The sequence below is a fragment of the Marinobacterium sp. xm-g-59 genome (assembly GCF_013283315.1).
Classification (GTDB): domain Bacteria; phylum Pseudomonadota; class Gammaproteobacteria; order Pseudomonadales; family Balneatricaceae; genus Marinobacterium_E.
The window spans coordinates 423,737-450,046 of sequence record NZ_WBYR01000001.1 but is presented as its reverse complement, the minus strand read 5'-3'; the positions used below and the strand labels follow the sequence as shown (position 1 = coordinate 450,046).

General features: G+C 49.4%; 24 protein-coding genes. 14 read left to right on the top strand and 10 right to left on the bottom strand.

Features of this window, described 5'->3' with window-relative positions; all coding sequences use genetic code 11:
* Position 1: 1 nt before the first annotated feature.
* The 10 genes from plsX to XMG59_RS02080 all read left to right on the top strand — a co-directional run bounded on the left by plsX (position 2) and on the right by XMG59_RS02080 (position 8,398).
* Complete coding sequence (plsX, locus tag XMG59_RS02125; protein ID WP_173483199.1) at positions 2-1,015, top strand: phosphate acyltransferase PlsX; 1,014 nt, start codon at positions 2-4, stop codon at positions 1,013-1,015.
* A gap of 83 nt (positions 1,016-1,098) precedes the next feature.
* A complete protein-coding gene (gene fabD / locus XMG59_RS02120) occupies positions 1,099-2,040 on the top strand; it encodes an ACP S-malonyltransferase (protein WP_173498144.1) in 942 nt (313 codons plus the stop codon).
* 10 nt (positions 2,041-2,050) lie between these two features.
* Complete coding sequence (gene fabG, locus XMG59_RS02115) at positions 2,051-2,794, top strand: 3-oxoacyl-ACP reductase FabG (RefSeq protein ID WP_173481600.1); 744 nt, start codon at positions 2,051-2,053, stop codon at positions 2,792-2,794.
* A 175-nt stretch (positions 2,795-2,969) separates the two neighbouring features.
* On the top strand, positions 2,970-3,203 hold the full coding sequence (gene acpP / locus XMG59_RS02110) for an acyl carrier protein (protein ID WP_173481599.1): 234 nt from the start codon (positions 2,970-2,972) through the stop codon (positions 3,201-3,203).
* An 82-nt stretch (positions 3,204-3,285) separates the two neighbouring features.
* Complete coding sequence (gene fabF / locus XMG59_RS02105) at positions 3,286-4,524, top strand: beta-ketoacyl-ACP synthase II (RefSeq protein WP_173481598.1); 1,239 nt, start codon at positions 3,286-3,288, stop codon at positions 4,522-4,524.
* 67 nt (positions 4,525-4,591) lie between these two features.
* Positions 4,592-5,629 (top strand): endolytic transglycosylase MltG, encoded by a 1,038-nt coding sequence (gene mltG, locus XMG59_RS02100; protein WP_173498143.1) that lies wholly within the window; start codon positions 4,592-4,594, stop codon positions 5,627-5,629.
* Positions 5,629-6,255, top strand: a complete 627-nt coding sequence (tmk, locus tag XMG59_RS02095) for a dTMP kinase (RefSeq protein ID WP_173498142.1) — start codon at positions 5,629-5,631, stop codon at positions 6,253-6,255. The genes mltG and tmk overlap by 1 nt, the downstream gene beginning before the upstream one ends.
* Complete coding sequence (locus tag XMG59_RS02090) at positions 6,252-7,238, top strand: DNA polymerase III subunit delta' (protein WP_173483196.1); 987 nt, start codon at positions 6,252-6,254, stop codon at positions 7,236-7,238. The genes tmk and XMG59_RS02090 overlap by 4 nt, the downstream gene beginning before the upstream one ends.
* On the top strand, positions 7,238-7,591 hold the full coding sequence (locus XMG59_RS02085) for a PilZ domain-containing protein (protein ID WP_173481594.1): 354 nt from the start codon (positions 7,238-7,240) through the stop codon (positions 7,589-7,591). Before XMG59_RS02090 ends, XMG59_RS02085 begins: the two co-directional genes overlap by 1 nt.
* Positions 7,592-7,618: 27 nt before the next feature.
* Entirely contained in the window at positions 7,619-8,398 is a 780-nt protein-coding gene (locus tag XMG59_RS02080; RefSeq protein ID WP_173498141.1) for a TatD family hydrolase, read from the top strand.
* Positions 8,399-8,403: 5 nt separating this feature from the next.
* Here XMG59_RS02080 and XMG59_RS02075 read toward each other — a convergent pair whose 3' ends face one another.
* From XMG59_RS02075 to XMG59_RS02055, 5 genes are all read right to left on the bottom strand, one after another.
* Positions 8,404-8,745 (bottom strand): TusE/DsrC/DsvC family sulfur relay protein, encoded by a 342-nt coding sequence (locus tag XMG59_RS02075; RefSeq protein ID WP_173481592.1) that lies wholly within the window; start codon positions 8,743-8,745, stop codon positions 8,404-8,406.
* Positions 8,745-9,050: a sulfurtransferase complex subunit TusB gene (tusB, locus tag XMG59_RS02070; protein ID WP_173481591.1), complete on the bottom strand. Its 306-nt coding sequence runs from the start codon at positions 9,048-9,050 to the stop codon at positions 8,745-8,747. Before tusB ends, XMG59_RS02075 begins: the two co-directional genes overlap by 1 nt.
* On the bottom strand, positions 9,043-9,399 hold the full coding sequence (gene tusC, locus XMG59_RS02065; RefSeq protein WP_173481590.1) for a sulfurtransferase complex subunit TusC: 357 nt from the start codon (positions 9,397-9,399) through the stop codon (positions 9,043-9,045). The genes tusB and tusC overlap by 8 nt, the downstream gene beginning before the upstream one ends.
* The gene (gene tusD, locus XMG59_RS02060) at positions 9,396-9,794 is read right to left on the bottom strand and encodes a sulfurtransferase complex subunit TusD (RefSeq protein ID WP_173498140.1); all 399 of its coding nucleotides are present in this window, start codon (positions 9,792-9,794) and stop codon (positions 9,396-9,398) included. Before tusD ends, tusC begins: the two co-directional genes overlap by 4 nt.
* A gap of 433 nt (positions 9,795-10,227) precedes the next feature.
* Positions 10,228-10,908, bottom strand: coding sequence for a Bax inhibitor-1/YccA family protein (locus XMG59_RS02055; protein WP_173481588.1), 681 nt, complete (start codon positions 10,906-10,908; stop codon positions 10,228-10,230).
* A gap of 240 nt (positions 10,909-11,148) precedes the next feature.
* Between XMG59_RS02055 and XMG59_RS02050 the strand changes: the two genes are divergently transcribed.
* Complete coding sequence (locus XMG59_RS02050) at positions 11,149-14,055, top strand: insulinase family protein (RefSeq protein ID WP_371743713.1); 2,907 nt, start codon at positions 11,149-11,151, stop codon at positions 14,053-14,055.
* Entirely contained in the window at positions 14,052-14,909 is an 858-nt protein-coding gene (locus XMG59_RS02045) for a DMT family transporter (RefSeq protein ID WP_173494334.1), read from the top strand. The genes XMG59_RS02050 and XMG59_RS02045 overlap by 4 nt, the downstream gene beginning before the upstream one ends.
* Positions 14,910-15,126: 217 nt before the next feature.
* Here the strand turns inward: XMG59_RS02045 and XMG59_RS02040 are convergent, their stop codons facing one another.
* Together XMG59_RS02040 and metH are read right to left on the bottom strand one after the other, a co-directional pair.
* The gene (locus XMG59_RS02040; RefSeq protein ID WP_173498139.1) at positions 15,127-17,349 is read right to left on the bottom strand and encodes an NADP-dependent isocitrate dehydrogenase; all 2,223 of its coding nucleotides are present in this window, start codon (positions 17,347-17,349) and stop codon (positions 15,127-15,129) included.
* Positions 17,350-17,752: 403 nt separating this feature from the next.
* Positions 17,753-21,463: a methionine synthase gene (metH, locus tag XMG59_RS02035; protein ID WP_371743712.1), complete on the bottom strand. Its 3,711-nt coding sequence runs from the start codon at positions 21,461-21,463 to the stop codon at positions 17,753-17,755.
* A 232-nt stretch (positions 21,464-21,695) separates the two neighbouring features.
* Between metH and panD the strand changes: the two genes are divergently transcribed.
* Positions 21,696-22,130, top strand: a complete 435-nt coding sequence (gene panD / locus XMG59_RS02030; protein WP_173481584.1) for an aspartate 1-decarboxylase — start codon at positions 21,696-21,698, stop codon at positions 22,128-22,130.
* 62 nt (positions 22,131-22,192) lie between these two features.
* Here panD and XMG59_RS02025 read toward each other — a convergent pair whose 3' ends face one another.
* From XMG59_RS02025 to XMG59_RS02015, 3 genes are read right to left on the bottom strand one after another with little or no spacing between them, the layout of a single operon-like run.
* Entirely contained in the window at positions 22,193-22,753 is a 561-nt protein-coding gene (locus XMG59_RS02025; RefSeq protein WP_371731443.1) for a biotin transporter BioY, read from the bottom strand.
* A gap of 39 nt (positions 22,754-22,792) precedes the next feature.
* A complete protein-coding gene (locus XMG59_RS02020) occupies positions 22,793-23,401 on the bottom strand; it encodes an energy-coupling factor transporter transmembrane protein EcfT (RefSeq protein WP_173484292.1) in 609 nt (202 codons plus the stop codon).
* Complete coding sequence (locus XMG59_RS02015; protein ID WP_173498153.1) at positions 23,398-24,099, bottom strand: energy-coupling factor ABC transporter ATP-binding protein; 702 nt, start codon at positions 24,097-24,099, stop codon at positions 23,398-23,400. Before XMG59_RS02015 ends, XMG59_RS02020 begins: the two co-directional genes overlap by 4 nt.
* A 284-nt stretch (positions 24,100-24,383) precedes the next feature.
* Here XMG59_RS02015 and XMG59_RS02010 point away from each other — a divergent pair, with 284 nt between their 5' ends.
* Positions 24,384-26,276 carry a propionyl-CoA synthetase gene (locus tag XMG59_RS02010; protein WP_173498137.1) on the top strand — a complete coding sequence of 631 codons (1,893 nt, stop codon included), beginning with the start codon at positions 24,384-24,386 and terminating at the stop codon, positions 26,274-26,276.
* Positions 26,277-26,310 lie beyond the last annotated feature (34 nt).

The following is a 26,310-nucleotide window of genomic DNA, read 5'->3' as shown; positions in this document are numbered from 1 at the left end:
CGTGCAACACAGTTATTGCATCGCTGTTGATGCAATGGGCGGGGACTTCGGTCCCCGTATTACTGTTGAGGCCTCCCTCGCAGTTCTTAAAGATCACCCTGATCTATCGATTACCCTTGTGGGTGATCAAGAGCAGATCGCTCCCTATCTTCCTAAAGACGCTAATTCACAGTTAAGCCTTGTGCATGCTTCATCGGTTATTACGGCCGATATGAGGGTAATTTCCGCTCTGCGTGAAGGCTCGGACAGCTCAATGCAGTTAGCTCTGGATCAGCTCGCATCAGGTTCGGCCTGTGCCGTTGTGAGTGCTGGCAATACGGGGGCTTTGATGGCCCTTGCGAGACGCACCTTGGGAATGATTCAGGGGATCGATCGTCCCGCTATCTCTGCAGCTATGCCGACCTTGAAAGGCGAGTGTCAGGTCGTCGATTTGGGCGCTAACTTAGACTCATCCCCAGAGATGCTAAAGCAGTTTGCTGTGTTGGGGCGCGCTTTGGTGCGGGTTACAACAGGTAGAGATCCAAAAATTGGTCTGCTTAACGTAGGCTCTGAAGAGACCAAGGGCAACGAGACGCTTCGTGAAGCGAGTGCTCAGATAGCGGAACTTCCAGAGGTGAACTACATCGGCTTTGTTGAAGGCGCTGATCTGTTTGTTGGTGAAGCGGATTTGATCGTCTGTGATGGTCTGGTCGGTAACGTGGCCCTAAAGAGTAGCGAAGGGGTCGCTAAGCTGCTAGCTCATCGACTGCGCCAGGTGTTTGCAGGTTCACTCTACAGTAAAGTCATCGCATGGCTGGCTAGCCCAATGCTGACAGCCCTGACTAAATCGCTCGATTCAGGTCAAAGAAATGGTGCACTGTTTTTAGGTTTGAATGGTCTGGTCGTTAAAAGTCATGGTGCTGCGAACGCTAATGACTTTAAGGCGGCTTTAGAAAACACTCTGAATATGCTTAAAGCCGATCTGCCTAACCAGTTGGCGGATCAGGTTGCTCAGGATCTAAACAGTTCCCCTTAAGGGTTCAGATATTCCTCATATGATGTAAACTCCGCATTAGGAATTTTTATGGAGTTAATCTCCGACAGTTAATCGAGGACAACATGTCTCAATCACTTGCATTGGTCTTCCCAGGCCAAGGTTCACAATCACTCGGTATGTTGAGTGATCTAGCTGCACAGCACTCTATTATCACGGATACGTTTAAAGAGGCTTCTGAAGCCTTAGGTCAGGATCTTTGGGCTATTGCTCAAGAGGGGCCTGAAGCGGTTCTTAATAGCACTGAGAATACACAACCCGTTCTGCTGACTTCGAGTGTCGCTCTGTGGCGTTTATGGCAACAGCAGGGTGGTGAAGCACCCTCGGTTGTCGCAGGTCACTCACTGGGTGAATACTCCGCGCTAGTTTGTGCTGGTGCTATCTCCTTGGCTGACGGTGTGCGTCTGGTTCGCCTTCGTGGCGAGTTGATGCAGGCTGCGGTTCCTGCTGGTACTGGGGCGATGGCGGCAATTCTTGGTCTTGATGACGCGGCTGTTGTGGCTGCTTGTGAGCAAGCCGCTCAAGGTGCAGTGGTCTCTGCTGTTAACTTTAACTGCCCAGGTCAGGTCGTAATTGCCGGTGAGAAAGCAGCGGTTGAGCGTGGTGTGGAAGCTTGTAAAGAGGCGGGTGCTAAACGTGCAGTAGAGCTACCTGTATCGGTGCCTTCTCACTGTGCTTTGATGCAGCCAGCAGCTGAGAAGTTGGCTGAAGCATTGGCAAAGATTGAGATTACACTGCCAGCGATTAAACTCATTCACAACGTCAATGCATCGACCTGTGAAGATGTTGCTGAATTGCGTGATCTGTTGGTGCAGCAGCTGTACAGTCCAGTGCGTTGGACTGAGAGCGTACAAGCAATGTTAGCACTGGGTGTTGATCGCACCGTTGAGTGTGGTCCAGGTAAAGTTCTGTCGGGTCTGAATAAGAAAGTCGATCGCGCATTAACCGTTTTGAATATTGGTGATTCTGCGGGTCTAGATAAAGCCCTAGAAGCACAAAATAGCTAAGGATTAAAAGATGAGTTTAGAAAATAAAGTTGCGCTAGTAACAGGTGCTACCCGCGGTATCGGTAAAGCGATCGCAGAGAATCTCGCTGCACAGGGCGCTACCGTTCTAGGAACTGCGACCAGTGAAGGTGGTGCTAGTGCAATCACTGAATACTTAGCTGCAGCCGGTAATGCGGGTAAAGGTTATGTACTAAACGTCTCTGATAAAGAGTCGGTTGATGCGGTACTGGCACAGATCCAAGAGGAGTTCGGTGCGGTTACCATTCTGGTCAACAATGCTGGTATTACTAAAGACAACCTGATGATGCGTATGAAGGATGATGAGTGGGATTCTGTGCTGAATACCAATCTTTCGTCAGTCTACCGCATGGTTAAAGGTGTTCTACGCGGCATGACAAAAGCGCGCTGGGGTCGTGTGGTCAGCGTCAGCTCTGTTGTGGCCTCTATGGGTAACGCGGGTCAAGCAAACTACGCAGCAGCTAAAGCAGGTATGGAAGGTTTTTCACGTGCATTGGCTCGTGAATTAGGTAGTCGTAACGTGACGGTCAACTGTGTTGCGCCTGGTTTCATCGATACCGATATGACGGCTGATCTACCTGAAGCACATAAAGAGATGCTGCAGTCTCAGATATCACTGTCACGTCTAGGTAAGCCTGAAGAGATCGCAGCAGTCGTTGGTTTCTTATGCAGCGAATCTGGCGGTTATGTGACCGGTGAAACGATCCAGGTCAACGGTGGTATGTACATGGGTTAAAACCCCCGTTTAGGTGTGGTTTTTTACCGTATAAAAGGTTGTAATTTCCATCAGATAGCGGATAATTGCACCCAGTTAACAATTGTTGCTTATCTTTTATGTAAGCAGCGGTTTTCTAAAATTCCCAAAGTGTCAGTATAGATACAGTGGGCGTTGAAACATTATAGGAATCGATATGAGCAATATTGAAGATCGCGTTAAGAAAATTATCGCCGAGCAACTTGGTGTTAAAGAAGAAGAAGTGACTAACGAAGCTTCTTTCGTAGAAGACCTCGGTGCTGATTCACTTGACACTGTTGAACTAGTAATGGCTCTTGAAGAGGAATTCGAAACTGAAATTCCTGATGAAGAAGCTGAGAAAATCACTACAGTTCAGCTAGCAATCGACTACGTTAACGCTAACCAGTAATCGGTTCTACGTACGTTCGAAAAGCCGCACCTGCCTAGAGTAGTTGCGGCTTTTCTTTTATTAGCCCATCGGAGAGTTTTAGATGTCGCGCAATCGAGTTGTAGTCACAGGTCTTGGTCTATTAACACCTGTTGGTCAAACGGTCGATGACACTTGGTCAAATATTCTTGCGGGAAAGAGTGGTGCAGGCCCAATTGAGCATTTTGATGCTTCGGCTTTCAGCACACGTTTCTCATCATCTGTTAAAGATTTTCAACTAGAGCCTTACCTCAACCCTAAAGAGGCTCGTAAGATGGATCTGTTCATTCAATACGGCATGGTGGCTGCTATTCAAGCAGTTGAAGATTCCGGTATTGAAGTCTCAGAAGAGAATGCACCACGCATTGGTTGTGCCATTGGCTCCGGCATCGGTGGTCTACCAATGATTGAAAACACACACGACATACTGAATAAGTCAGGCCCTCGTCGAGTCTCTCCATTTTTCGTTCCTGGCAGTATCATCAATATGATCGCCGGTAACCTAGCCATTAAATATGGCTTCCGTGGACCGAATATTGCGATCACAACCGCCTGTACAACCGGTACCCACAACATTGGTCATGCGATGCGTATGATTCAATACGGTGATGCTGATGTGATGATCGCAGGTGGCTCTGAGATGGCGACAACGCCACTTGGTTTGGGTGGTTTTGCCGCTGCGCGTGCCTTGTCGAGTCGTAACGACGATCCACAAGCAGCAAGTCGTCCATGGGATCGTGATCGTGATGGGTTTGTGCTGGGTGATGGTGCCGGAATGTTGGTACTTGAGTCCTATGAGCATGCTAAAGCGCGTGGTGCGAAGATCTACTGTGAGTTGAGTGGCTTTGGTATGAGTGATGACGCCTACCACATGACTTCACCACCAGAGGATGGTGCCGGTGCTGCTCTGTCGATGACTAATGCGATTAAAGATTCCGGTCTGAACGTCGATCAAATCAACTACATCAATGCACACGGCACATCGACTCCGGCGGGTGATATTGCGGAATCCAATGCGGCTAAAGCGGTGTTGGGAAGCGCTGCTTCAGATGTCCGTATGAGCTCGACTAAATCTATGATAGGTCACCTATTAGGGGCTGCAGGTGCTGTCGAAGCAGCCTTCTGTGTGCTGGCTCTTCGTGATCAAGTAGCGCCGCCTACGATCAACTTGGATAACCCAAGTGAAGGCTGTGACCTTAACTATGTGGCTCACACGGCCCAAGAGGCGAAGCTATTTGCCGCTATGTCCAACTCATTTGGCTTTGGTGGTACCAACGGTACACTCGTCTTTAACAAGATCTAGCGACGGTTGAGTCGGGTGCCTATCGGCCCCGACTCATACTGATTGCTAATACTCATTGGGTTTAGGTTTGTTAAAACGAACAGTCATAGTATTTGTTGCTTTTTTTATGGTGCTTGCCTCTGTTGGGTGGAGCCAATATCAGTCCGTTCTTGATCTTCCTAAACAGCGTCTAGCGCTCCAGCAACCAACCACCTTGACGGTTCCTACTGGCTATACGGCCTCACGCTTGGTTCAAGAGCTATCCGATCGTCACTGGTTGGATGAGCCGTTCAAACTTAAGTTACTGTTTAAGCTTCATCCTGAACTCACCAAGTTGCGCAGCGGTGAGTATGAGGTAAGGGTGGGGGATACCCTAGAGACCCTGCTTGATCGTCTGATATCGGGTCGATCTGTGCAGTATCGAGTGACCCTTATTGAGGGGGCAACCGTTAAAGAGATGCTGGACTCTCTTGCAGACAATGAACTGCTTGAGAAAACATTGAGTGCTACGGATGCCGCCAGTTTGTCGACTGAACTGGGCCTCAATGTCGATTCATCTGAAGGCCTATTTTTAGCCGAGACCTACTATTTTGAGCGGGGTACAACGGACAAAGAACTGCTGCTTCGTGCACACAGAATGCTTAATGATGTGTTAGATAAGCATTGGCAGAGTCGTGATAAAACATTGCCACTTGAGAGTTCCTACGAAGCCCTTATTCTGGCATCTATCATCGAGAAAGAGACGGGTTTGAGTAGTGAGCGGGGGCAGATCTCGGGTGTCTTCATTCGTCGTCTTAATCGGGGGATGCGACTGCAGACCGATCCAACCGTGATCTATGGCTTAGGTGATCGATATCAGGGCAACCTGACACGTAAGCATCTAAAAGAGGCGACACCCTATAACACTTATAGAATTCCAGCGCTCCCTCCTACGCCAATTGCCTTGGTCGGCGAGGAGGCAATTGTCGCAGCACTTAATCCTGAGCCCGGCAAGGCGCTCTATTTTGTCGCCAAAGGTGACGGTTCGCACCAGTTTTCAGATACACTAGAGCAACACAATCGCGCCGTAAGAGAGTATCAACTGAAGCGTCGCAAAGATTATCGTTCTACACCAGAGGCCAACTAATGCAAGGCAAGTTCATTACACTCGAAGGTGGTGAAGGGGTCGGTAAAACGACCAACTTAAACTACATTCAAGACTGTCTCGAATCGTCCGGTATCGATCTGGTCGTGACACGTGAACCGGGTGGAACTGAATTGGCTGAACAGGTTCGTGATCTGCTTTTGACCCCGCGATCTGAATCGATGTCCGAGATGACAGAACTCCTTCTTGTCTTTGCTGCTCGAGCACAGCATGTTGAGACCCTCATTAAACCCGCTTTGGCTGAAGGTAAATGGGTGCTTTGTGATCGTTTTATCGATGCGACTCATGCTTATCAGGGTGGTGGCCGAGCGATGAATCAAACGACTATTGATCAGCTAGAGTCGTTGGTGTTGTCCGATCTTCAACCCGACTTAACCCTACTGCTAGACCTACCGGTTGAGGTAGGTATGAGCCGTGCGCGTGCACGAGCTGCGCTCGATCGCTTCGAGCAAGAGGAGATGAGCTTCTTTGGTCGGGTACGCGATCGTTACCTAGAGCGTGCAGCGGCTTCAAACGGACGCATTCGAATTATTGATGCAGAGCCTTCCATTCCTCAGGTTCAAGCCCAAATTGCGGCGGTGCTGCGTGAGTTTGGAGTTGCCTTGTGAGCATTCTTCCTTGGCAGGCAGAGTATTGGCAGCGTATTGATCAGTTGATCGCTGATAATAAATTACCTCATGCGCTGCTATTGGCTGGGCATAAAGGGGTGGGTAAACGTGCGTTTGCTGAGCACCTCGCAAAACGCTTGCTCTGTAATAACCCTAGGGGTTCAGAACCCTGTGGTCAGTGTAAAACCTGTGAGCTGATTCAGCACGAAACGCATCCGGATCTGCTTCACCTTTCACCTGAAGAGGCCGGCAAGGTGATCAAAGTTGATCAGGTGCGCGAAACCATTGATCGCTTGCACGGCACTGCGCAGCAGGGTGGTTATCGCGTCTTGATCATCGATCCTGCAGAAGAGATGAATATCTCTGCGGCCAATGCTCTGTTGAAAACCCTCGAAGAACCTGGCAATAACACACTCATTCTGTTGATTGTTCACCAGTTAGGTCAAGTGATGCCGACCATTCGTAGTCGTTGTCAAAGAGTTGAATTTAGCCTGCCTGAAGCCGGTTTGGCGACCGATTGGTTGGCCGAAAAGCTTCAGCTACCACCGGAAAAAGCCAAAGGTTACTTGGGGTTAGCGCAAGGAGCTCCATTAACAGCTTACGAATGGAAGTCCGGCGGTGCGATTGATCTTCGTGCCAATTTTCTGGGTGGCTTGGCCGATCTGTTGCGTGCACGAGTCAGCCCAGTCGCCTTGGCAGAGAAATACCAAAAAGAGGATCTGCGTCTGCCTCTAATTTGGTGGCAATCTCTGTTGGGTGATATTGTTAGAATTCAGATGGCGCAGGATGAACAGCCTCGTATCAACTTGGATATGCGTAAGATGGTGGATTCAGTTGCAAAACAGGCGAATGCAAGCCGTGTACTGAAACTCTATGAGTCAGTTCAAGTTGAATTAAACGCGATCCAACGCCACCTAAACCCCAATAAGCAGCTACTATTAGAGAAACTGTTTTTTGATTGGAAAGAGTTGAGTGTTAAGTAATGGTTGAGACAGTTAAATCAGAAAATCACGGCATCCTCGGTCTCGTTATACATACGAAAGAGGATCTCTATCGTGCTTACATGCCGTTTTTAGAGCGTGGTGGTCTGTTTATACCAACCAAAGATCAGTACGAGCTAGGCGAAGAGATCTTTCTACTACTATCGTTAATGGGGGAGCCTGATAAGATCCCTGTCACCGGCAAAGTGGTTTGGCAAACACCCAAGAATGCGCAGGGCGGTAAAGTGCCGGGGATTGGCATTCAACTCTCATCTGACGAGACTGAGCTGCTTAAGAAGATTGATACCTACCTTGCGGGTGCACACGAATCGGGCCGTCAAACCCTTACCATTTAATTTTCATCGTTTTCAAAGTTTACAATCATGTTCATCGATTCTCATTGTCACTTAGACCGTTTAGATCTCTCCAAACATAACGATTCACTGACTGAGCTGCTTAATGATGCGCGTCAACGCGGTGTCTCTAAAATGCTCTGTGTCGGTATCGATATGAATCTCTACCCTGCGATGTTGGAGGCGATAGAGGGACAGTCTGATGTCTTCGCTTCGGTTGGCATTCACCCATGCCACGTCGAAGAGAGTCCTTGGGATGAAGCTCAGATTCGCCAAGCGGTTGCGGCTAATCAGCGTGTCGTTGCCTTAGGTGAGACTGGACTCGATTTCTTCTATAAGACGGATACCAAAGAGCAGCAGGTAGAGAGTTTTGCTAACCACTTAAAGCTGGGAAGTGAGTTGGATCTCCCCGTCATCATTCACACACGTGAAGCGAGAGAAGAGACGCTTGAGGTGATGCAGGAGCATGCGGATCCAAAGACTGCTGGGGTGATGCACTGTTTTACAGAGACGATGGAGATGGCGATGCGCTCAATTGAGCTCGGCTTTATGATCTCTTTCTCAGGCATTATCACTTTTAAGAACGCCGCAGATCTTCGCGAGGTCGTTAAAGCGGTTCCATTGGATAAGTTCCTCATTGAGACCGATTCACCCTATCTAGCGCCTGTACCTTATCGCGGTAAACCGAACCAACCAGGTTACGTCGCAGAAGTCGCACAGTGCGTTGCTGATCTTAAGGGGCTTAGAGTAGAAGAGGTGGCTGAACGTTCAGCGGCTAACTTCCACCGCCTGTTCAAAAAAGCGGTTTAGATAACCTACAGACAGTTGTCCGGTTTAGGCAGTCCTGCAATCAGGGCAATACGTTTAACCGGGCTACCCTCGCCAGGAAAGAGCTGCATTAGGTAGATACTTTTCCCTTTATCAGCCCCCAGATGCAGTGTGGTGTATTTGATGAACGGACGCATCGCAGGGGATAGTTCAAACTCTTGATAGAACTGACGCATCAGGTCAATCAATTCCCAGTGAGCTTCTGTAAGCTCTAGATCAATGCTCTCTGCAAAGGACTCAGCCAGCTCAACATTCCACTGAGTTAAATTTTCTAGGTACCCTTCGGCATCCAATGGGTAGCTAACACCGTTAACCAGCAGATCACTCATTAGAACCAACTCACAGAGCGCGGATACTGAATCGTCAGATCGACAAACCCACCATCGCTACAGGTCGGTAATGAACTAAGGACCCCACGAGCCTGGCAATCGCACTCTAAAACCGTCGCGGGGCAGGGTAGTTCTTGTAATGAACGGCTTAAGCCTTCAGAAGCCCAGTAGACGCCATTTTCGATAAGAAGTAGATGATCATCAGCCTGCAGTAGCTCAAGGCATGCCTGAAGCTTGTTGGGGCTGTTAGGCGGTGTATTGACGATGTAGAGAGTGCCTCTGATCTTGTCGTTGGAGCTAGACATGGAAAATATGATCCTGTTGGCGAATGAGTAGTGCGATCTCAGAACGACTCAACGCTTTTGCCGGCAGAGCAAGCTTGTCTTGAGTAATGCCTCGCTCCTCTAAAGAGTCAGCACAATAGAACAGATCCTCTACATCGTAGAGCGGAAGCGCCTGCTGCATGGCGGAAAGGTTTTTCTGCTCTATCACTGCTGGGTTTTGATCCGGTAGCAGTTGGAACACGCCATCACCCTGAAACAGAAGAGAGACCTTCTGATCAAACAGAGCGGCAGCCAGTGCAAGGTCAGTTGCCTCTCGGGCTTGAGCGCTTCCATAAGGTGCTGAAGAGGTGATCACAAGAAACTGTTTCATGAACCAGCCCCAAAGGTAACGACACGGTCAGATTCCACCGCACTGGCGACTAGCTGCCCCAGACCCGATAGATCATAGCCGTCCGCTAAACTGTCACCCGTCTTGCTGTAGCGGCTACTCTCCGCTGAGTTAATAACCCCACGCCGTACCGCCGCCGCAATGCAGACAACAGCATCCAGTGAGTGTTGAGTAACAAACTGCTGCCACTGCTCAGGCAGGTTTAACTCATCTTGCGGAGCAACACTGTGACTGGTCGCATTGTGAACCCCAGCACCATAAAAAAATAGGCGCTCAATGCTATGACCCGCCTTCAAAAGCGTACGAGCAAAGCGCAAAGCGGTATGACTGCTCTGATGATCGATCGGCGCGGATTGAATGATGAGGGTGTATTTCATGGTGAGAATTCTAACAACTTATTTTTGATAGGCACATCTTTGTGGGTGTTTTGTTATTGAAGATCAAAAGCGAATACCCAGCCTAAAGGCTGGCCATTGGCACTCTCGATCGGACGTGGACGACTGGCACGAAGTTCGAATCTGGCAATGTTGGAGCGGTCTTGAAAAGGCCGCGATGTGTATTAACGTGAATTTAGCTAACGGCACCAGTGACTGGCTTTAGCCTGTCATCTGCTTTATCGGTGTTTTCCAGATTGGCAGTAAAGTCTACCAGCGGTTGACAGGCTGAAGGCCAGTTAAGTCCAGGGATGGTCTATATGCAGTCATTGCAGGAGCAAATTACTGCCACCGAAAAGATCGCCACATCTTCGATATGCCTCCAACAAAAAATCCCCGCTATTGCGGGGATTTTTAAAGAAACTCAAACAACAAATTAGTCGTCGTTAAACGCACCCACTAGGCTCAGTAGGTGAACAAACAAGTTGTAGACGTTTAGGTAGAGACCCACCGTCGCCATGATGTAGTTAGTGTAGGTACCGTTGATGATGTTGCTTGTATCGTACAGAAGGAAACCTGCCATTAGGAATACAACCGCGGCAGAGAAAGCAAGCTGCATGCCTGATACATCCACACCGAACAGAGGCAGGATGAACATCGCAAGCATCGCTACGATCAGTACGATAGAGCCCGCAGCTAGGAATCCACCCATGAAGCTGAAATCACGGCGGCTAGACATAACGTAGCCCGTTAGACCGAAGAAGGTTACTGCAGTCATACCCAGAGCCGTCGCTACAATTTGACCGCCATTCGGTAGTGCTAGGTAAGAGTTAAGGATTGGGCCTAGACCAAAACCCATTAGACCTGTGAAAAGGAAGGTCAGTGGGAGTGCAGCGGCTGTATTCTGCTTCTTGTTGATGACAAAAAGCATAATGAAGCTGACGATGATGCTTCCTAGGTAGACAATAAACGGTGGGTTGATTGCCATAGAGATAACGGCAGTGACTGTGCTGAATACCATGGTCATCGCAAGCAGCATGTATGTGTTGCGAATCATTTTATTGGTATCGCGTACGGCACCCTGTGCTTGTGTGTTGATACTGTCGTAAGTGGCCATAATGTCCTCTTCTCGTTGCTGGTTTGGTTCGGTTTATTACAACCTGAACGCTTTAGTTTTATAGCTCTTTATAATGTTGAGCATTTTACTCAAGATTTCAAGTTTTTAGTTATGATTTTTAACCTTAACCCCCAGTAAATATGGGGCTTTTAAGTAATATCGATTGGTTCGAAGTGGATGCTTAAATGATTCAATGCCGGTACAATTCTGCAATAAATTTTTATTAAAGGGTTGTTGGGTTTGGCACAAGCACACGAGAGTTTTCAATTTATCCGTTCAGAAATGATCAACTCGCTCGGAATCGAAATGAGCGAGTATGAGCACAAGGCGACAGGGGCTAAGCACTTCCACCTTGCAACTGATTATGATGAAAACGTCTTCTTAGTGGCCTTCAGAACCATGCCTGAAGATTCAACCGGGGTGGCTCATATCCTCGAACATACAGCGCTTTGTGGTAGTGAGCGTTTTCCTGTTCGTGATCCCTTCTTCATGATGACTCGCCGTTCACTGAATACCTTCATGAACGCGTTTACCAGCAGCGATTGGACTGCGTACCCCTTTGCCAGCCAGAACCGTAAAGACTTTTTCAATCTCTTGGATGTCTATCTTGATGCTGCATTTTTCCCGCGTCTCGACCCATTAGATTTTGCGCAAGAGGGACACCGTGTAGAGCTAGCGGAAGCGGGTAATCCAGAGTCGGACCTGCTCTTTAAAGGGGTCGTATTCAACGAGATGAAGGGGGCCATGAGCTCAACCACATCGGTGCTGTGGCAAACCGTCTCTAAATACCTTTTCCCAACGACGACCTACCACTACAACTCGGGCGGAGAACCTGCGGATATTCCAGATCTGACATACGATCAGTTAAAAGCCTTTCATGAGACCCACTATCACCCAAGTAATGCCATTGTCATGACCTTTGGTGATATTCCCGTTGACGAATTACAGCGTCGCTTTGAAGAGCAGGCGTTTAATCGTTTTGAACGACTCGATTCTGAATTAAGTGTGCCTGATGAGAAGCGTTACTTTGCCCCGATCAAGGTAGAAGAGGCCTACCCACTTGATCAGGGTGAGACAGAGGGTAAGACCCATCATGTCATTGGTTGGTTGACCAAACCGTCGATCGATCTTAAGGCAGAGCTTGAGGGGCAACTTCTGTCACGCGTTCTGTTGGATAATTCCAGTTCACCCCTGCGAGCCGCTCTAGAGTCAACAGATTTAGGAGCTGCACCTTCACCGCTTTGTGGTATCGAGGACTCTAATCGCGAAATGTCATTCCTCTGTGGTATCGAGGGGAGTGAGCCTGAGCGAGCGGCGCAGTTTGAGCAGCTGGTGTTGGATACGCTGCAAGAGGTGGTTGATCAGGGTGTTGATCCATCCGTTGTGGCCGCCCAACTGCACCAGTTGGAGCTTCAACAACGAGAAATTACTGGTGATCACTACCCCTTTGGTATGTCGCTAATCCTAGCCTCCCTATCAAATGCGATTCACCGTGGTGATGCCATTGCGAGCCTCAACATTGACTCTGTTCTGGATCAACTACGAGAGGAGATTAAAGACCCTCAGTTCATTCCGAATCTAGTAAAAACTTGGTTGCTCGATAACCCGCACCGTGTGCTACTCACTCTAAGGCCTGATACCGAACTGAGTCAGCGTAAAGATCAGGCTGAGGCGGATCGTCTGGCCCAATACAAACAGAGTTTGAGTCGTGAAGCGTTAGAGTCGATCGGTGCGCTCGCTAAACAGCTCGAAGAGCGTCAAACCCAAGCCGATGACCCTTCACTGCTGCCAAAAGTGACCTTAGAGGATGTTCCTGTTGAATGTCACTTCCCGGTAGGTGATCAGGTCAATGATTCCACTACTTGGTTTACAGCCGGCACCAATGGCATCGTCTACCAACAGCTGCTGTTTGATCTGCCAGAACTAACGGCAAGGCAGCAGACCCTTCTACCACTCTACACTCAGTGTCTAACGGAATTGGGTAGTGCTGGCCGAACCTACAAAGAGCACCAGGCATTGGAGAGTGCCATCAGTGGTGGAATCTCAGCTTCTATCAATGCGCGAGCGGCGACCGATGATGCGACACAACTGCGCGCTATCCTGATCTTATCCGGCAAAGGGTTGGTTGTTAATCAAGCGGCACTCTCTGAGTTGATGGCCGATATGTTGGTTTCAGCACCTTTTAATGAGACGGCTCGTATTGCTGAGTTGCTAAACCAGAACGCGTCTCGAAAAGAGCAGTCTGTTACTGGGCAGGGTCACTCGTTAGCGATTTTGGCCGCCAGTGCAGGTCTAGCACCTGGGGCCGGTTTCTCACACGCCTCTAGAGGTTTGCCATCGATTAAATTGGCCCGTGAGTTGGCTGATCAATCCAGTGATGAAAGCCAGTTGAACGCCCTGGCTGAAGAGCTTAGAGGCATTCACCAAGCAATAATGGCCTCTAGCCCTAAAGCGCTGTTAGTGGCTGATTCAGAGCATAAAGAGAGCTGTCTGCGCCAGTTTGAAAAAGAGTTCGCGCGTCTATCCTCTGGTTCGGTCGATAAGCCTTTCCAAGTATCGGCTGAAGCGCCAGTGAAGCAGCAGGCTTGGATTGTTAATACACAGGTAAACTTCTGTGCCAAGGTCTTCAGGACCGTTACTGTTGCGCATCCAGATGCCGCCGCGTTGACCGTTGCTGGTGAGATTCTCCGCAACGGTTACCTGCATCGTGCCATTCGAGAGCAGGGTGGTGCTTACGGTTCGGGTGCTAGCCAAGACAGTGGTGACGGGCTATTCCGTTTCTACAGCTACCGTGATCCAAACAGCATCGAGACGATCAACCATTTCGATCAATCAGTGGCTTGGTTGCTTGACGGTGGTGCGGATTCTGAAAAGTTGGAAGAGGCAATCTTGGGTGTGATCAGTTCGATCGATAAACCGGGTTCACCGGCTGGCGAAGCTAAAGCGACTCACCTGAATGCGCTCTTTGGCCGTACACCGGAACAACGCATGGAGTATCGCTCAAGAGTGTTAGCTGTCACCTTAGGTGATATTGAGCGCGTCGTTAATCAGTATCTATCAAACCCTGAAGAGGGCTATGAAGCGATTGTGACCAGCGCTAAAACGGCAGAGACTCTCTCTGACGACTACCAGCGATTCTCGTTGTGAGTGAGCAGGGGGCGAACCAGCTCTTAAAAGGAGTTCTGTTAGTTATTTTTGCAGAAGCTGTCTTGGTGGCTACCGGTGTGTTAATTCGAACCGTTGCTGAGGCTCTCTCGGTTGCACAGTTGGTCTTCTTACGAAACGCCTTTGGTCTGCTCATTATGCTACCACTGGTGTTGGGTGCGAAGGGGATCTCGCTGAAAACCTCACGCATCAACCTTCATTTGGGTAGGGCTCTGGTTGGTGTCTCTGCTATGTCCTGTCTCTACTATGGCTGGACCCATCTTCCTCTGGGTACGGCAGCCCTATTAAAACAGACGGCACCGCTGTTCATGCCACTGCTGGCGCTCTGGTTCTTGAAAGAGAAGATCCACCCCATTCTTTTTTGGTCCCTACCGATCGGGTTTGTTGGGGTAGCACTAGTCCTTAATCCGGCCAATGCCGGTTTGCAACTGGCAGTATTGATAGGCCTTGCTGGTGCTGTGCTGGGGGCTCAAGCAAAAATTTTCGTGCGTAAAATGAAAGATACAGAACCCTCTCGCAGGGTGGTCTTCTACTTCTCGCTATTTGCGTCACTATTCAGTGCACCCTTTGCACTGCAGGGGTGGGTGGCACTGGGCTGGTTTGAGTTAGCGGGTGTTATTGGAATCGCTGCGCTATCGACCTTGGCGCAACTCTCAATGACTAAGGCATACCATAGCGCCCCCGCTGGTTATCTTGGGCCATTCACCTACAGCTCAGTCATCATAGCCAGTCTGGTCGGTTGGTTGTTGTGGGATGAGACTCTAGCAACCTTAACGATTGCCGGTATGGGGTTAATTGTGTTGGGTGGGGTGATGACGTTGAAAGCGAAAGCCTAGTTTGGGCAGATTGCCGGTGACTGGCTTTAGCCTGTCACCCGCTCTTTTAGTTTACTGCCAAGCTCTGCACGTAATTTAAAAGCGGATGACAGGCTAAAGCCTGTCACCAGTACGTTGGAGCCTTATCGAAGATGAGGCGATCTTTTTCGCGACCTTTTCAAGATCGCTCCAACAAAAAAACCGCGGCAAGCCGCGGTTTTTTTATTCACGCTAACCCTTAGGCATCGATGATGCTGTTTAGAGTCTCACTTGGGCGCATAACCTTAGTTACAACGTCTAGCGGTGCATGGTAGTAACCCTGAAGATCCGCTGGGTTGCCTTGAACGGCTGCTAGCTCTTCTAGGATTTTCGCTTCGTTAGCGCTTAGGTCTTCAGCAACTTTAGCGAAGGTTGCTGCTAGCTCTTTATCTTCTTCCTGCTGTGCAAGTTCCTGTGCCCAGTAAAGGCCTAGGTAGAAGTGGCTTCCGCGGTTGTCCAGTTCACCAGTACGACGAGAGGGTGACTTACCACGCTCAAGTAGTGTTTCAGTTGCACGATCGAGTGCTGCTGCAAGAACTTTAGCACGTGGTTTGTTCTCTTTGATGCCTAGCTCTTCTAGTGAGACACCGATTGCAAGGAATTCACCTAAAGAGTCCCAACGTAGGTGGTTCTCTTCGACAACCTGCTGTACGTGCTTAGGTGCAGAACCACCAGCGCCTGTTTCGTACATACCGCCGCCCGCAAGCATTGGAACAACGGATAGCATCTTAGCAGAAGTGCCTAGCTCCATGATTGGGAATAGGTCGGTTAGGTAGTCACGAAGTACGTTACCGGTAACAGAGATGGTATCCATGCCACGGATTAGACGCTCACAAGTAGAGCGCATCGCGCGTACGTAAGACATGATGCGAAGATCTAGACCTTCAGTGTCGTGTTCTTGTAGGTAGAGTTCTACCTTCTTACGAAGTTCACGGTCGTGGGCACGTTCAGCGTCTAGCCAGAAGATCGCAGGAGTGTCTGATTGACGTGAACGAGTCACAGCCAATTTAACCCAGTCACGGATCGCAGCATCTTTGGTCTGACACGCACGCCAGATATCACCTTTCTCAACTTTGTGGCCCATCAATACAGTGCCGTCTTCAGCAACGACGCGCATGATGCCATCCTCTTCCATTTCGAAGGTCTTATCGTGCGAACCGTACTCTTCCGCTTTCATCGCCATTAGACCGACGTTTGGAACGGTACCCATAGTCGTTGGATCGAACGCACCGTGCGTTTTACAGAAGTTGATCATCTCCTGGTAGATACGAGCGTAAGTCGATTCAGGCATGACCGCTTTAGTGTCTTTAGTCTTGCCGTCAGGGCCCCACATCTTACCTGAGTTACGGATCATCGCAGGCATAGAGGCGTCGACGATAACGTCTGAAGGTACGTGAAGGTTAGTGATGCCTTTAACGGAATCAACCATCGCCATTTCTGGGCGGTGCAGTGCAGCTGCGTGGATATCTTCTAGGATCTCTTCACGCTTAGAGTTAGGCAGTGTTTCAAGCTTATCAAGAATGTTACCCATACCGTTGTTAGGGTTAACACCTAGCTCTTCAAACAGCTCGCCCCACTTGTCCCATACCTCTTTGTAGAAGACAGTCACTGCGTGACCGAAAACGATTGGGTGAGAGACTTTCATCATGGTCGCTTTCACGTGCAGTGACCACATAACACCAGACTCTTTACAGTCTTGAAGTGTCTCTTCGAAGAAGTTGCGTAGCGCTTTAGCGCTCATGAACATGCCGTCAAGTACTTCGCCTTTCTGAAGGTCTAGCTCTTTCTTAACAGTGATGTTGCCATCGCCACAGATGAATTCGATACGGACCTTAGTGTCCTTCGCCATCGTTACAGACTGTTCGCTTGAGAAGAAGTCGCCGCCGTTCATGTAGTCAGCGTGCGTACGTGACGCTTTGCTCCATTGCCCCATGCTGTGTGGGTGCTTGCGTGCAAAGGCTTTAACAGCCGCTGGAGCACGACGGTCTGAGTTACCCTGACGTAGTACAGGGTTAACAGCGGAACCTAGAATCTTAGAGTAACGATCACGGATCTCGATCTCTTTGTCGTTACGTGGCTCATCTGGGAATTCAGGTACGTGGTAGCCCTGGCCCTGAAGTTCAGCAATTGCAGCTTTCAACTGAGGTACAGAGGCTGAGATGTTTGGTAGTTTGATCAGGTTAAGGTTTGGATCAGAGGTCATGTTACCTAGTTGTGCTAGACCGTCTTCAACCTTCTGTTGATCGTTAAGGTACTCGGGGAAAGAGGAGAGGATACGTCCTGCTAGTGAGATGTCGCAGAGTTCAACATTAATGTCTGCGGTTTTAGCAAACTTACGTACGATCGGTAGTAGTGATGCTGTCGCAAGTGCTGGTGCTTCGTCAGTGAGTGTGTAGACGATGGTACTTGGTTTTTTAGCCATTCTAGTCCCCAAATGTTAACGGTAGGATTCCATCAAATTGAAGTTTGTGACCTCAATTTATTTCCTTCGGAATCTGCGGTGATAGTTTCGCAGCGCGCATTATACTGGGGTGTGTAGTTATTTTACAGAGCGGGACTAAGACTTAAGGTGTAGGAGTGCTAGGTCGATTTGGATCAAGTTAAGTCGGGAAAGTTATAAGGTGGTTTGGCGTGGTTTATCCAGAGGTTTTGCTAAGACCGGGTGACTGGCTTTAGCCTGTCATCCGCTGTCTGGTGTTCGCAGAGGTTCTGGAAAACGCTGGTGATGCCGATGACAGGCTAAAGCCAGTCACGGGCACTGCGTTGTTAGGTCATTACAACGGTGACAGGCCTTCAGCCTGTCACCGCATTCAAATCACGTGCTTTTACAACGACTCTGGCTCATACCCTAGATTCGGTGCCAACCAGCGCTCAGCTTCTGACAACTCCATCCCTTTGCGGTGGGCGTAGTCCTCTACCTGGTCTTCACTGATCTTGGCAACACCAAAGTATTTCGCCTCAGGGTGGCTGAAGTACCATCCGCTGACAGCAGCGGTGGGTAGCATGGCAAAGCTATCAGTCAGCGTCATGCCGACCTGCTGCTCAACATCTAGAAGTTTCCACAGTAACCCTTTTTCGGTGTGGTCAGGGCAGGCTGGGTAGCCAGGTGCTGGGCGAATGCCAACATACTCTTCGCGAATCAACGCTTCGTTATCGAGAGACTCTTCAGATGCATAGCCCCAGTAATCTCTGCGGACATCTGCGTGCAGTTTCTCGGCAAGCGCTTCGGCAAGACGGTCAGCCAGAGCTTTAACCATAATCGATTGGTAGTCATCATGGTCTTTTTCGAACTCTGCTACTATCTCATCAACACCAATGCCCGCTGTGACAGCAAAGGCGCCTAGATAATCTGGTGTACCACTCTCTTTACTCGCGATGTAGTCCGACAGACAGTGGTTGTATCGACCTTCAATCTTTTGCGTCTGCTGACGTAAGTGGTGAACCGTCGTTAATAGCTCAGTGCGACTGTCGTCCGTGTAGAGTTCGATGTCATCACCGACGCGGTTAGCTGGGAATAGTCCAACGACAGCACGTGCCTCTAACAGTTTTTCCGAAACAATCTTATTTAGCATCGATTTGGCATCTTCAAACAGTTTAGTTGCCTGTTCGCCAACAATCTCATCGGTCAGGATGCGAGGGTATTTGCCGGCCAGCTCCCAAGATTGGAAGAAGGGTGTCCAGTCAATGAACTCAAGCAGTGATTCCAGTGGAATATTATTGAGGGTGTGGATGCCAGGTTTGTTGGGTACTGGCGGTAGGTAGCCTTCCCAGTTTACCGGTTCTGCATTCGCACGAGCCGCATCGATGTTGACGCGACGCTGCTCATTTTGACGGGCCAGGTGACGCTCACGAACCGCCTGGTACTCTTCACGAGTGTCGGCAATGAACTGCTCTTTACGCTCTTTCGAGAGTAGGGCAGAGGCAACACCGACCGAACGTGATGCGTTGGTTACGTGCACCACTTGGTTGTTCTGGTAGCTAGGTTCAATCTTAACTGCAGTGTGTGCTTTTGACGTGGTTGCGCCACCGATCAACAGCGGTATGTCAAAGCCTTGGCGCTGCATCTCTTTAGCAACATGCACCATCTCATCCAGTGACGGTGTGATCAGTCCAGACAGACCTATAATATCGGCGTTCTCTTCGCGGGCTGTTTTCAGAATGGTCTCTGCAGGGACCATGACACCGAGGTCGATGATCTCAAAGTTGTTACACTGCAGTACCACCCCAACGATATTCTTACCGATGTCGTGCACGTCACCTTTTACGGTCGCCATGATCACTTTGCCGGCTGAACTCGACTCGCTGCCATCTTTCTCCGCCTCAATGTAAGGCATCAGATAGGCAACCGCTTTCTTCATAACGCGGGCCGATTTCACCACCTGAGGCAGGAACATCTTACCGGCGCCAAACAGATCACCTACAACGCCCATACCATCCATTAATGGACCTTCGATGACGTGCAGTGGACGATCGTACAGGTGACGACACTCTTCGGTATCTTCATCGATGTAATCGGCAATGCCTTTGACTAGGGCGTGCGATAGGCGCTCTTGGACAGGCAGTTCACGCCATGCCAAATCAGCCCCGTTCGCTTGAGTGGCCGCATCACCTCGATACTGTTCAGCGTGCTCGAGCATTCGCTCGGTACCGTCTTCGCGACGGTTAAGTACGATATCTTCAACATGCTCACGCAGCGCTTCAGGTAGGTCGTCATAGATCGCCAACTGACCCGCATTGACGATACCCATGTCCATGCCCTGTTTGATGGCGTGGTAGAGGAATACACAGTGGATCGCTTCGCGGACCTTGTCGTTACCACGGAACGAGAACGAGACGTTGGAGACACCGCCCGAGATCATAGCGTGCGGTAGGTTCTTTTTGATCCAACCAGTCGCCTCAATAAAGTCGACTGCGTAGTTGTCGTGCTCTTCGATGCCGGTAGCAATGGCAAAGATGTTCGGATCAAAAATGATATCTTCAGGTGGGAAGCCTACGGTATCGACCAGCACGCGATAAGAGCGCTCACAGATCTCAATCTTGCGCTCATAGGTGTCGGCTTGACCCACTTCATCAAAGGCCATCACGACCACCGCAGCACCGTAGCGACGAATCAGCTTGGCTTGAGCTATGAACTTCTCTTCACCCTCTTTGAGTGAGATGGAGTTAACAACGCCTTTACCTTGTATGCGTTTTAGACCCTCTTCGATGATCTCCCATTTAGAGGAGTCGAGCATGATCGGCACACGTGAGATATCTGGCTCGGATGCAATCAGATTGAGGAAGCGAATCATGGCCGCTTCGGCATCCAGCATCCCCTCATCCATATTGATGTCGATGATCTGTGCACCGTTATCTACCTGCTGACGAGCGACCTCTAGTGCTGTCTCGTAGTCACCCTCTTTAATGAGTCGGCGGAAACGAGCAGAGCCGGTGACGTTGGTCCGTTCACCGACGTTAACGAACAGAGTCTCAGCTCCAATGTTTAGAGGCTCTAGGCCGGCTAGGCGACACTCTATCGGTAGATCTGGAATCTGACGTGGCGCTTTAGAGATGATCCCTTCGCGAATGACGCGTATATGATCTGGGGTTGTGCCACAACAGCCACCCACCACATTGACGAAGCCAGAGTCGACCCATTCGGCAATTTCGCTCAGCATCTCTTCAGGAGATTCGTCATATTCACCAAAGGCGTTGGGTAGACCCGCGTTAGGGTGAACAGAGACATAGGTATCCGCTATACGAGAGAGCTCCTCAACGTACTGGCGTAACTCTTTAGGGCCTAGGGCACAGTTCAAACCGATGGTGAGTGGTTTGGCGTGACGAAGAGAGTTCCAGAACGCCTCGGTCGTTTGGCCAGAGAGCGTGCGGCCTGAAGCGTCAGTGATGGTGCCACTGATCATCAATGGGAGTCTTAGATTGTGATCGTCAAAGTACTGCTCACAGGCAAAAACGGCCGCTTTAGCGTTCAGGGTATCGAAGATGGTCTCGATCAGAATCAGGTCTGCACCACCGGTGATCAAACCATCAAGCGACTCGGTGTACGCTTCAACCAGTTGATCAAAGGTGATGTTACGAAAACCGGGATCGTTTACATCGGGTGAAATGGTAGCGGTGCGGTTGGTCGGGCCAAGTACACCTGCAACAAAACGAGGGCGGTCTGGTGTCTCGGCCGTCATACGATCTGCAGCACGACGTGCCACTTTAGCCGCTTCGACATTGATCTCGTGGTTGATCGATTCCATCTCATAGTCGGCCATCGCGATGGTGGTCGCGTTGAATGAGTTGGTTTCAATAATGTCGGCGCCCGCTTTGAGGTACTCGTAGTGAATATCTTCGATAATCTTGGGCTGTGTTAACACCAATAGATCATTGTTACCTTTGACGTCACAGTGCCAATCTGCAAAGCGTTCACCGCGGTAGTCGGCTTCTTCTAGCTTGTACCCCTGGATCATCGTACCCATGCCACCATCCAGAATAAGGATGCGCTCTTTGAGTAGCTGTTTTAGTAGTTGATCGGTTGCAGAATAGTCACGCACGCTGTCACGCCTTTTATCTAAACGAATTTTGAGGCGCATATTCTATAACAAGTTGATTGGAATGGTTTTGATTGCATTTCATCTTTGACTGAAATCAGCTCATGTTTAACCTGAATTGACGTTGAATATTGTTAGAACGATTACGCAGGTGCAAAATTTAGATGATAAGAGTAAAATCGCGACCTCGTTCGACTCAGGGATAGAATCCCCAACCAATTCATGGGTTATAGATATGCTACAAACTTTCTTAAAAGCGAAGCTGCACCGCGTGACAGCCACTCATGCTGAACTGCACTACGAAGGCTCTTGCGCCATTGATCAGGACCTTCTAGATGCTTCAGGTATTCATGAGTATGAGAAAATTGAGATCTATAACATCAATAACGGCGAACGTTTTTCGACCTACGTTATCAGTGCTGAGCGTGGCAGCGGTGTAATCTCTGTGAACGGTGCTGCGGCTCATAAAGCGAACAAGGGCGACCTGCTTATTATTGCCGCTTACGTCCAGCTAGATAGTTCAGAACTGGATGGCTTCCAACCAACGCTCTGCTATTTCGAAGGCGCTAAGTTTGATGAGGTAGACGGAGTCTCCGATGAAGAGATCCGCGCTCGTAACAAGTTGACCGGTGTGAAAAAAGCGATTCCTGTTCAGCCTGCTTCAATGTAAGTCGTTTCTAGAAGTAAAAAAAACCCGCCAAGTAGCGGGTTTTTTTGTGTTCAATGTTGGTGTTACTTGTTGGCGTAAGTGCCCGGAAGCGCTCGAGCGACTGCACCTGTTACGACCGCTGCAAGAACGACCTTCACTGCGTCACCTGGAATGTAGACCCACATGATCATCAGTGACTCAAGCCATGTACGTCCAGTGACCAGTTTGAATCCAGCAATACCAAAGAGGTACATCACGACAATGCCGCCAACCAGAGCACCAATGCCTGCTGCAATGGTGAGGGAGAATTTACCTGACAGTGAGCGTGTCAGAAGGCCTGCTGTGAACGCAGCAAATGGGAAAGCAAATAGGAAGCCAGCAGTAGGGCCTGCAAAGACGCCAAGACCGCCACGACCACCAGCCAAAAGGTTAGCACCTAGAGCCACGACGACTAGGAACAGAATCATCGATAGAGCACCATTACGTGCGCCCAAAATCGTGCCCGCTAGCATAACGCCCAGCGATTGAGCTGAGATAGGAACACCCGTCGCAAATGGGATTGGCGGGATAAAGCCCAGTGCTGCTAGCAGCGCCGCGAAGATTGCAATTTGAACAATCTGTTTGTCTTTCGTTATTTCACTCACAGTGACTCCTTTTGAGTTGCTTGAAGCCGAAATGGCTCTCTAGTTTTTAATTTTTGGTATGCCGCCACGAGCAGCGACCGCTTCAGCCACCTGGTCAGACATTCTAAGTGCCTGTACCACTAATGGGGCTATAATTTGCCAATAGCGACGCTGTCCACCTCGTGCTCGCCATGCCGCTAACAGAGCATGCATAAACGAGACCAACACAGGAACAAACCGTATCAGTAAAGAGAGTGCAAACGCGATTCGTTGGGTCTGAACACCCAGCCATCGAAGTGGCGTTAGCAAAAATTGAAAAACCGCGTTCATCTCATCCATTCGCGTAGTCATGCTGATGGCATTGGCCAGTAAGATTAGTACCAACATGCGACCAAGTAGTATCCAAGCCTCGGCAAGCCCCATGGTCCAATACTGTAAGGCAAAGATTGCCAGCATCATCCAGAACAGCGGTTTCAATAGTTTCAATTGCGCCAAGCCAGATCTGCCCAAGCTGGCGTAGATCCCCAACGTAACAGCAACGGCTAAAGAGATGATTCCTACCTCTTTTACTGGGTAGAGCAGCACCGTGGCGATGGCTAAACAGAAGAGCTTTAACCCGGCAGGTAGACGGTGCAGCCAGGATATTTGTGCAAGGTAGAGACTCATCATGACTCAGCGGTCTTAACAGCATGCTGTTTATAGTCAGTGATCACCTCTTCAGTGGGACCGTCTTTTACGACCCCTTGATCACCTAGCCATACCAGTCGATCAAACCCGTCAAAACCGTCTAGCTCGTGACTGATCATAATGACCTGCTGGGACAGACTGCTGATCACTTTCTGAAGCTGATATCGAGTGGGTAGATCAAGTGCAGAGAAGGGTTCATCGAAGACAATAACTTTAGGCTTCAATAGGAGTACCGAGAAAATACAGATCAACTGCTTTTGTCCTTCAGAGAGGCTGTGGACCGGAAGATCTTTCCAATCCAGTCGATCGTGCTCTTTTAATAGTGCGAGTGCTTCGGCTTCTGACTCTGACTTGTCCTTGCCCTGGTTCTGCAGACCAAAGATCAACTCCTCAAGCACGGTAGGGAAGATCAGTTGGTGATCTGGATTTTGAAATACAAAACCGACTTCAGTCGACATGGCGGCAGGCCCTTTCGATGGGTCTTTGCCGTTGATGCTGATGGTGCCGCTGTCGGCGGTAAGTAAACCGTTAAGCAGGCGAATCAGGCTGCTTTTGCCGCTGCCATTAAACCCGATAATACCAATGCGTGACTCATTAAGTGACAGCGAAAGATCATCGAAGATAGTACGTCCTTCTCTTGTCAGAGTGACGTGGCTTAGCTCTATGGATGGGGTGTGCATTGGCAAAAGGTATGTAACTTTTCAAAATGTGGACGCAGAGTAGCCTATGCTTTCGAACAAATCCAACCCAAATCGGGCTGTAGTAGAACTACATGCTGGCGATAAAAGCACCTTAAATCTACTTATCTGGTTATAAGGATGGATAGGATTGTCGACAATATCGCCATAAGTCGTAAATAAATCCGCAATCTTTTCCGGTAAAGTGTCGACAATCTTATTTTAGAAAAGTGCTCATATCGAGCGTCTAAAAATAATCACATCTCGTCAGTTAATGAGGAATGAGTATGTCTTACCTAAGCGAATACACGAAGTCGATCGAACAACCAGAAGCGTTTTGGGCTGAGAAAGCGGCGGATCTGCCATGGTTCAAAGCACCACAAACGATTCTTTCGAAAGATGAGAACGGTATCGATCGTTGGTTTGCTGATGGTGAGATGAACACCTCTTATATGGCTGTTGACTATCATGTCGAACAGGGTCGCGGTGATCAAGCGGCTCTACTCTATGATTCACCAGTAACCAACACTAAACGCACTGTGACTTACTCTGAACTGAAAGATCAGGTGTCACGCTTTGCAGGCGTTTTGAAATCTAAAGGGGTCGAGAAGGGCGATCGTGTCGTTATCTACATGCCAATGATCCCTGAAGCAGTGGTTGCCATGCTGGCGGTAGCACGCTTGGGTGCTATCCATTCAGTTGTGTTTGGTGGCTTTGCACCTAACGAGCTAGCTGTACGTATCGATGATGCACAACCTAAGGTGATTGTGACAGCCTCTTGCGGTGTAGAAGTCGCTAAAGTGCTTCCTTACAAGCCGATGGTAGATGAAGGGATTAACCTGTCTGAGCATAAGCCTGAGTCTGTTATTGTCTTCCAGCGTGAAGAGGTGACGGCCGAGCTAACGGCTCCACGTGATTGCGACTGGGCTGAAGAGATGGCTAACGCGACACCAGCAGAGCCAGTGGCGGTCAAAGGTACTGATCCTCTATATATTCTGTACACATCAGGTACTACGGGTAAGCCTAAGGGTGTTGTTCGTGATAATGGTGGTCATGCGACCGCACTGAACTACTCAATGAAAGCGATCTACAACGTAAAAGCGGGTGATGTTTACTGGGCCGCTTCGGATGTAGGTTGGGTTGTTGGTCACTCTTACATTGTTTACGGACCACTTCTGGCTGGCTGTAGTACGATTGTCTACGAAGGCAAGCCGGTTCGTACACCGGACGCTGGCGCTTTCTGGCGTGTCTGTGAAGAGTACAAAGCTAAGATTCTATTTGCTGCACCGACCGCTTTTCGTGCGATTAAGAAGGAAGACCCCGAAGCTCAGGAAGTGGGTAAATACGACCTGTCTGAACTGCAAACTATCTTCATGGCGGGTGAGCGTCTCGATCCACCAACCTATGATTGGACCGTTGAGAAAACCGGTAAACCCGTTATTGATCACTGGTGGCAGACGGAGACCGGTTGGGCGATCTGTGGCAACTTGATGGGTGTCGAGCCGATGCCACCAAAAGCCGGATCAGCAACGCTGCCAAGCCCAGGCTTTAATGTGCAGATTGTTGACGAAGCGGGTAATGAATTACCAGCAGGTCAGCAGGGATCTATCGCTATCAAACTGCCACTACCACCAAGCTGTTTGCCAACCGTTTGGGGTGATTTCGATCGCTTCAAGTCGGGTTACCTGTCAGATGTCGAAGGTTTCTACACCTCGGGCGACGGTGGCTATAAAGATGAAGATGGCTATGTCTTCATCATGGGTCGTACCGATGATGTGATTAACGTTGCCGGTCACCGTCTATCGACGGGTGAGATGGAAGAGATCGTAGCTGCGCACCCAGCCGTTGCAGAGTGTGCCGTAATCGGTATTTCTGAGCAGCTAAAAGGTCAGGAGCCTGTTGGTCTTGTCATTCTGAAAGACGGAGCTGATATCTCAGATGAGCAACTTTCAGCTGAGTTGGTTGCTAATATTCGTAAAGAGATTGGCCCAATTGCCTGTTACAAGCGCACGGCGGTGGTTAAGCGTCTGCCTAAAACTCGTTCAGGCAAAATCCTACGTAAGCTACTGCGTCAGATCGCTGATGGACAAGAGTACACAGTACCTTCAACCATCGATGATCCAGCAAGCTTGCCAGAGATCGAAGGCATCATGCGTGAGAATGGAATGATTGCTGGGTAATTGAATTTACCTTGTGAATGAAAAGCGAGCCACT

What these genes read in the sequence shown, in the direction of transcription:
- XMG59_RS02010 (WP_173498137.1), top strand. Translation starts at nt 24,384, where the DNA reads ATGTCTTACCTAAGCGAATACACGAAGTCGATCGAACAACCAGAAGCG.
- tusC (WP_173481590.1), bottom strand. Translation starts at nt 9,399, where the DNA reads ATGAAACAGTTTCTTGTGATCACCTCTTCAGCACCTTATGGAAGCGCT.
- tmk (WP_173498142.1), top strand. Translation starts at nt 5,629, where the DNA reads ATGCAAGGCAAGTTCATTACACTCGAAGGTGGTGAAGGGGTCGGTAAA.
- fabF (WP_173481598.1), top strand. Translation starts at nt 3,286, where the DNA reads ATGTCGCGCAATCGAGTTGTAGTCACAGGTCTTGGTCTATTAACACCT.
- XMG59_RS02055 (WP_173481588.1), bottom strand. Translation starts at nt 10,908, where the DNA reads ATGGCCACTTACGACAGTATCAACACACAAGCACAGGGTGCCGTACGC.
- tusB (WP_173481591.1), bottom strand. Translation starts at nt 9,050, where the DNA reads ATGTCTAGCTCCAACGACAAGATCAGAGGCACTCTCTACATCGTCAAT.
- XMG59_RS02040 (WP_173498139.1), bottom strand. Translation starts at nt 17,349, where the DNA reads ATGGCTAAAAAACCAAGTACCATCGTCTACACACTCACTGACGAAGCA.
- XMG59_RS02015 (WP_173498153.1), bottom strand. Translation starts at nt 24,099, where the DNA reads ATGCACACCCCATCCATAGAGCTAAGCCACGTCACTCTGACAAGAGAA.
- XMG59_RS02020 (WP_173484292.1), bottom strand. Translation starts at nt 23,401, where the DNA reads ATGATGAGTCTCTACCTTGCACAAATATCCTGGCTGCACCGTCTACCT.
- XMG59_RS02085 (WP_173481594.1), top strand. Translation starts at nt 7,238, where the DNA reads ATGGTTGAGACAGTTAAATCAGAAAATCACGGCATCCTCGGTCTCGTT.
- acpP (WP_173481599.1), top strand. Translation starts at nt 2,970, where the DNA reads ATGAGCAATATTGAAGATCGCGTTAAGAAAATTATCGCCGAGCAACTT.
- tusD (WP_173498140.1), bottom strand. Translation starts at nt 9,794, where the DNA reads ATGAAATACACCCTCATCATTCAATCCGCGCCGATCGATCATCAGAGC.
- panD (WP_173481584.1), top strand. Translation starts at nt 21,696, where the DNA reads ATGCTACAAACTTTCTTAAAAGCGAAGCTGCACCGCGTGACAGCCACT.
- XMG59_RS02075 (WP_173481592.1), bottom strand. Translation starts at nt 8,745, where the DNA reads ATGAGTGATCTGCTGGTTAACGGTGTTAGCTACCCATTGGATGCCGAA.
- fabG (WP_173481600.1), top strand. Translation starts at nt 2,051, where the DNA reads ATGAGTTTAGAAAATAAAGTTGCGCTAGTAACAGGTGCTACCCGCGGT.
- XMG59_RS02080 (WP_173498141.1), top strand. Translation starts at nt 7,619, where the DNA reads ATGTTCATCGATTCTCATTGTCACTTAGACCGTTTAGATCTCTCCAAA.
- fabD (WP_173498144.1), top strand. Translation starts at nt 1,099, where the DNA reads ATGTCTCAATCACTTGCATTGGTCTTCCCAGGCCAAGGTTCACAATCA.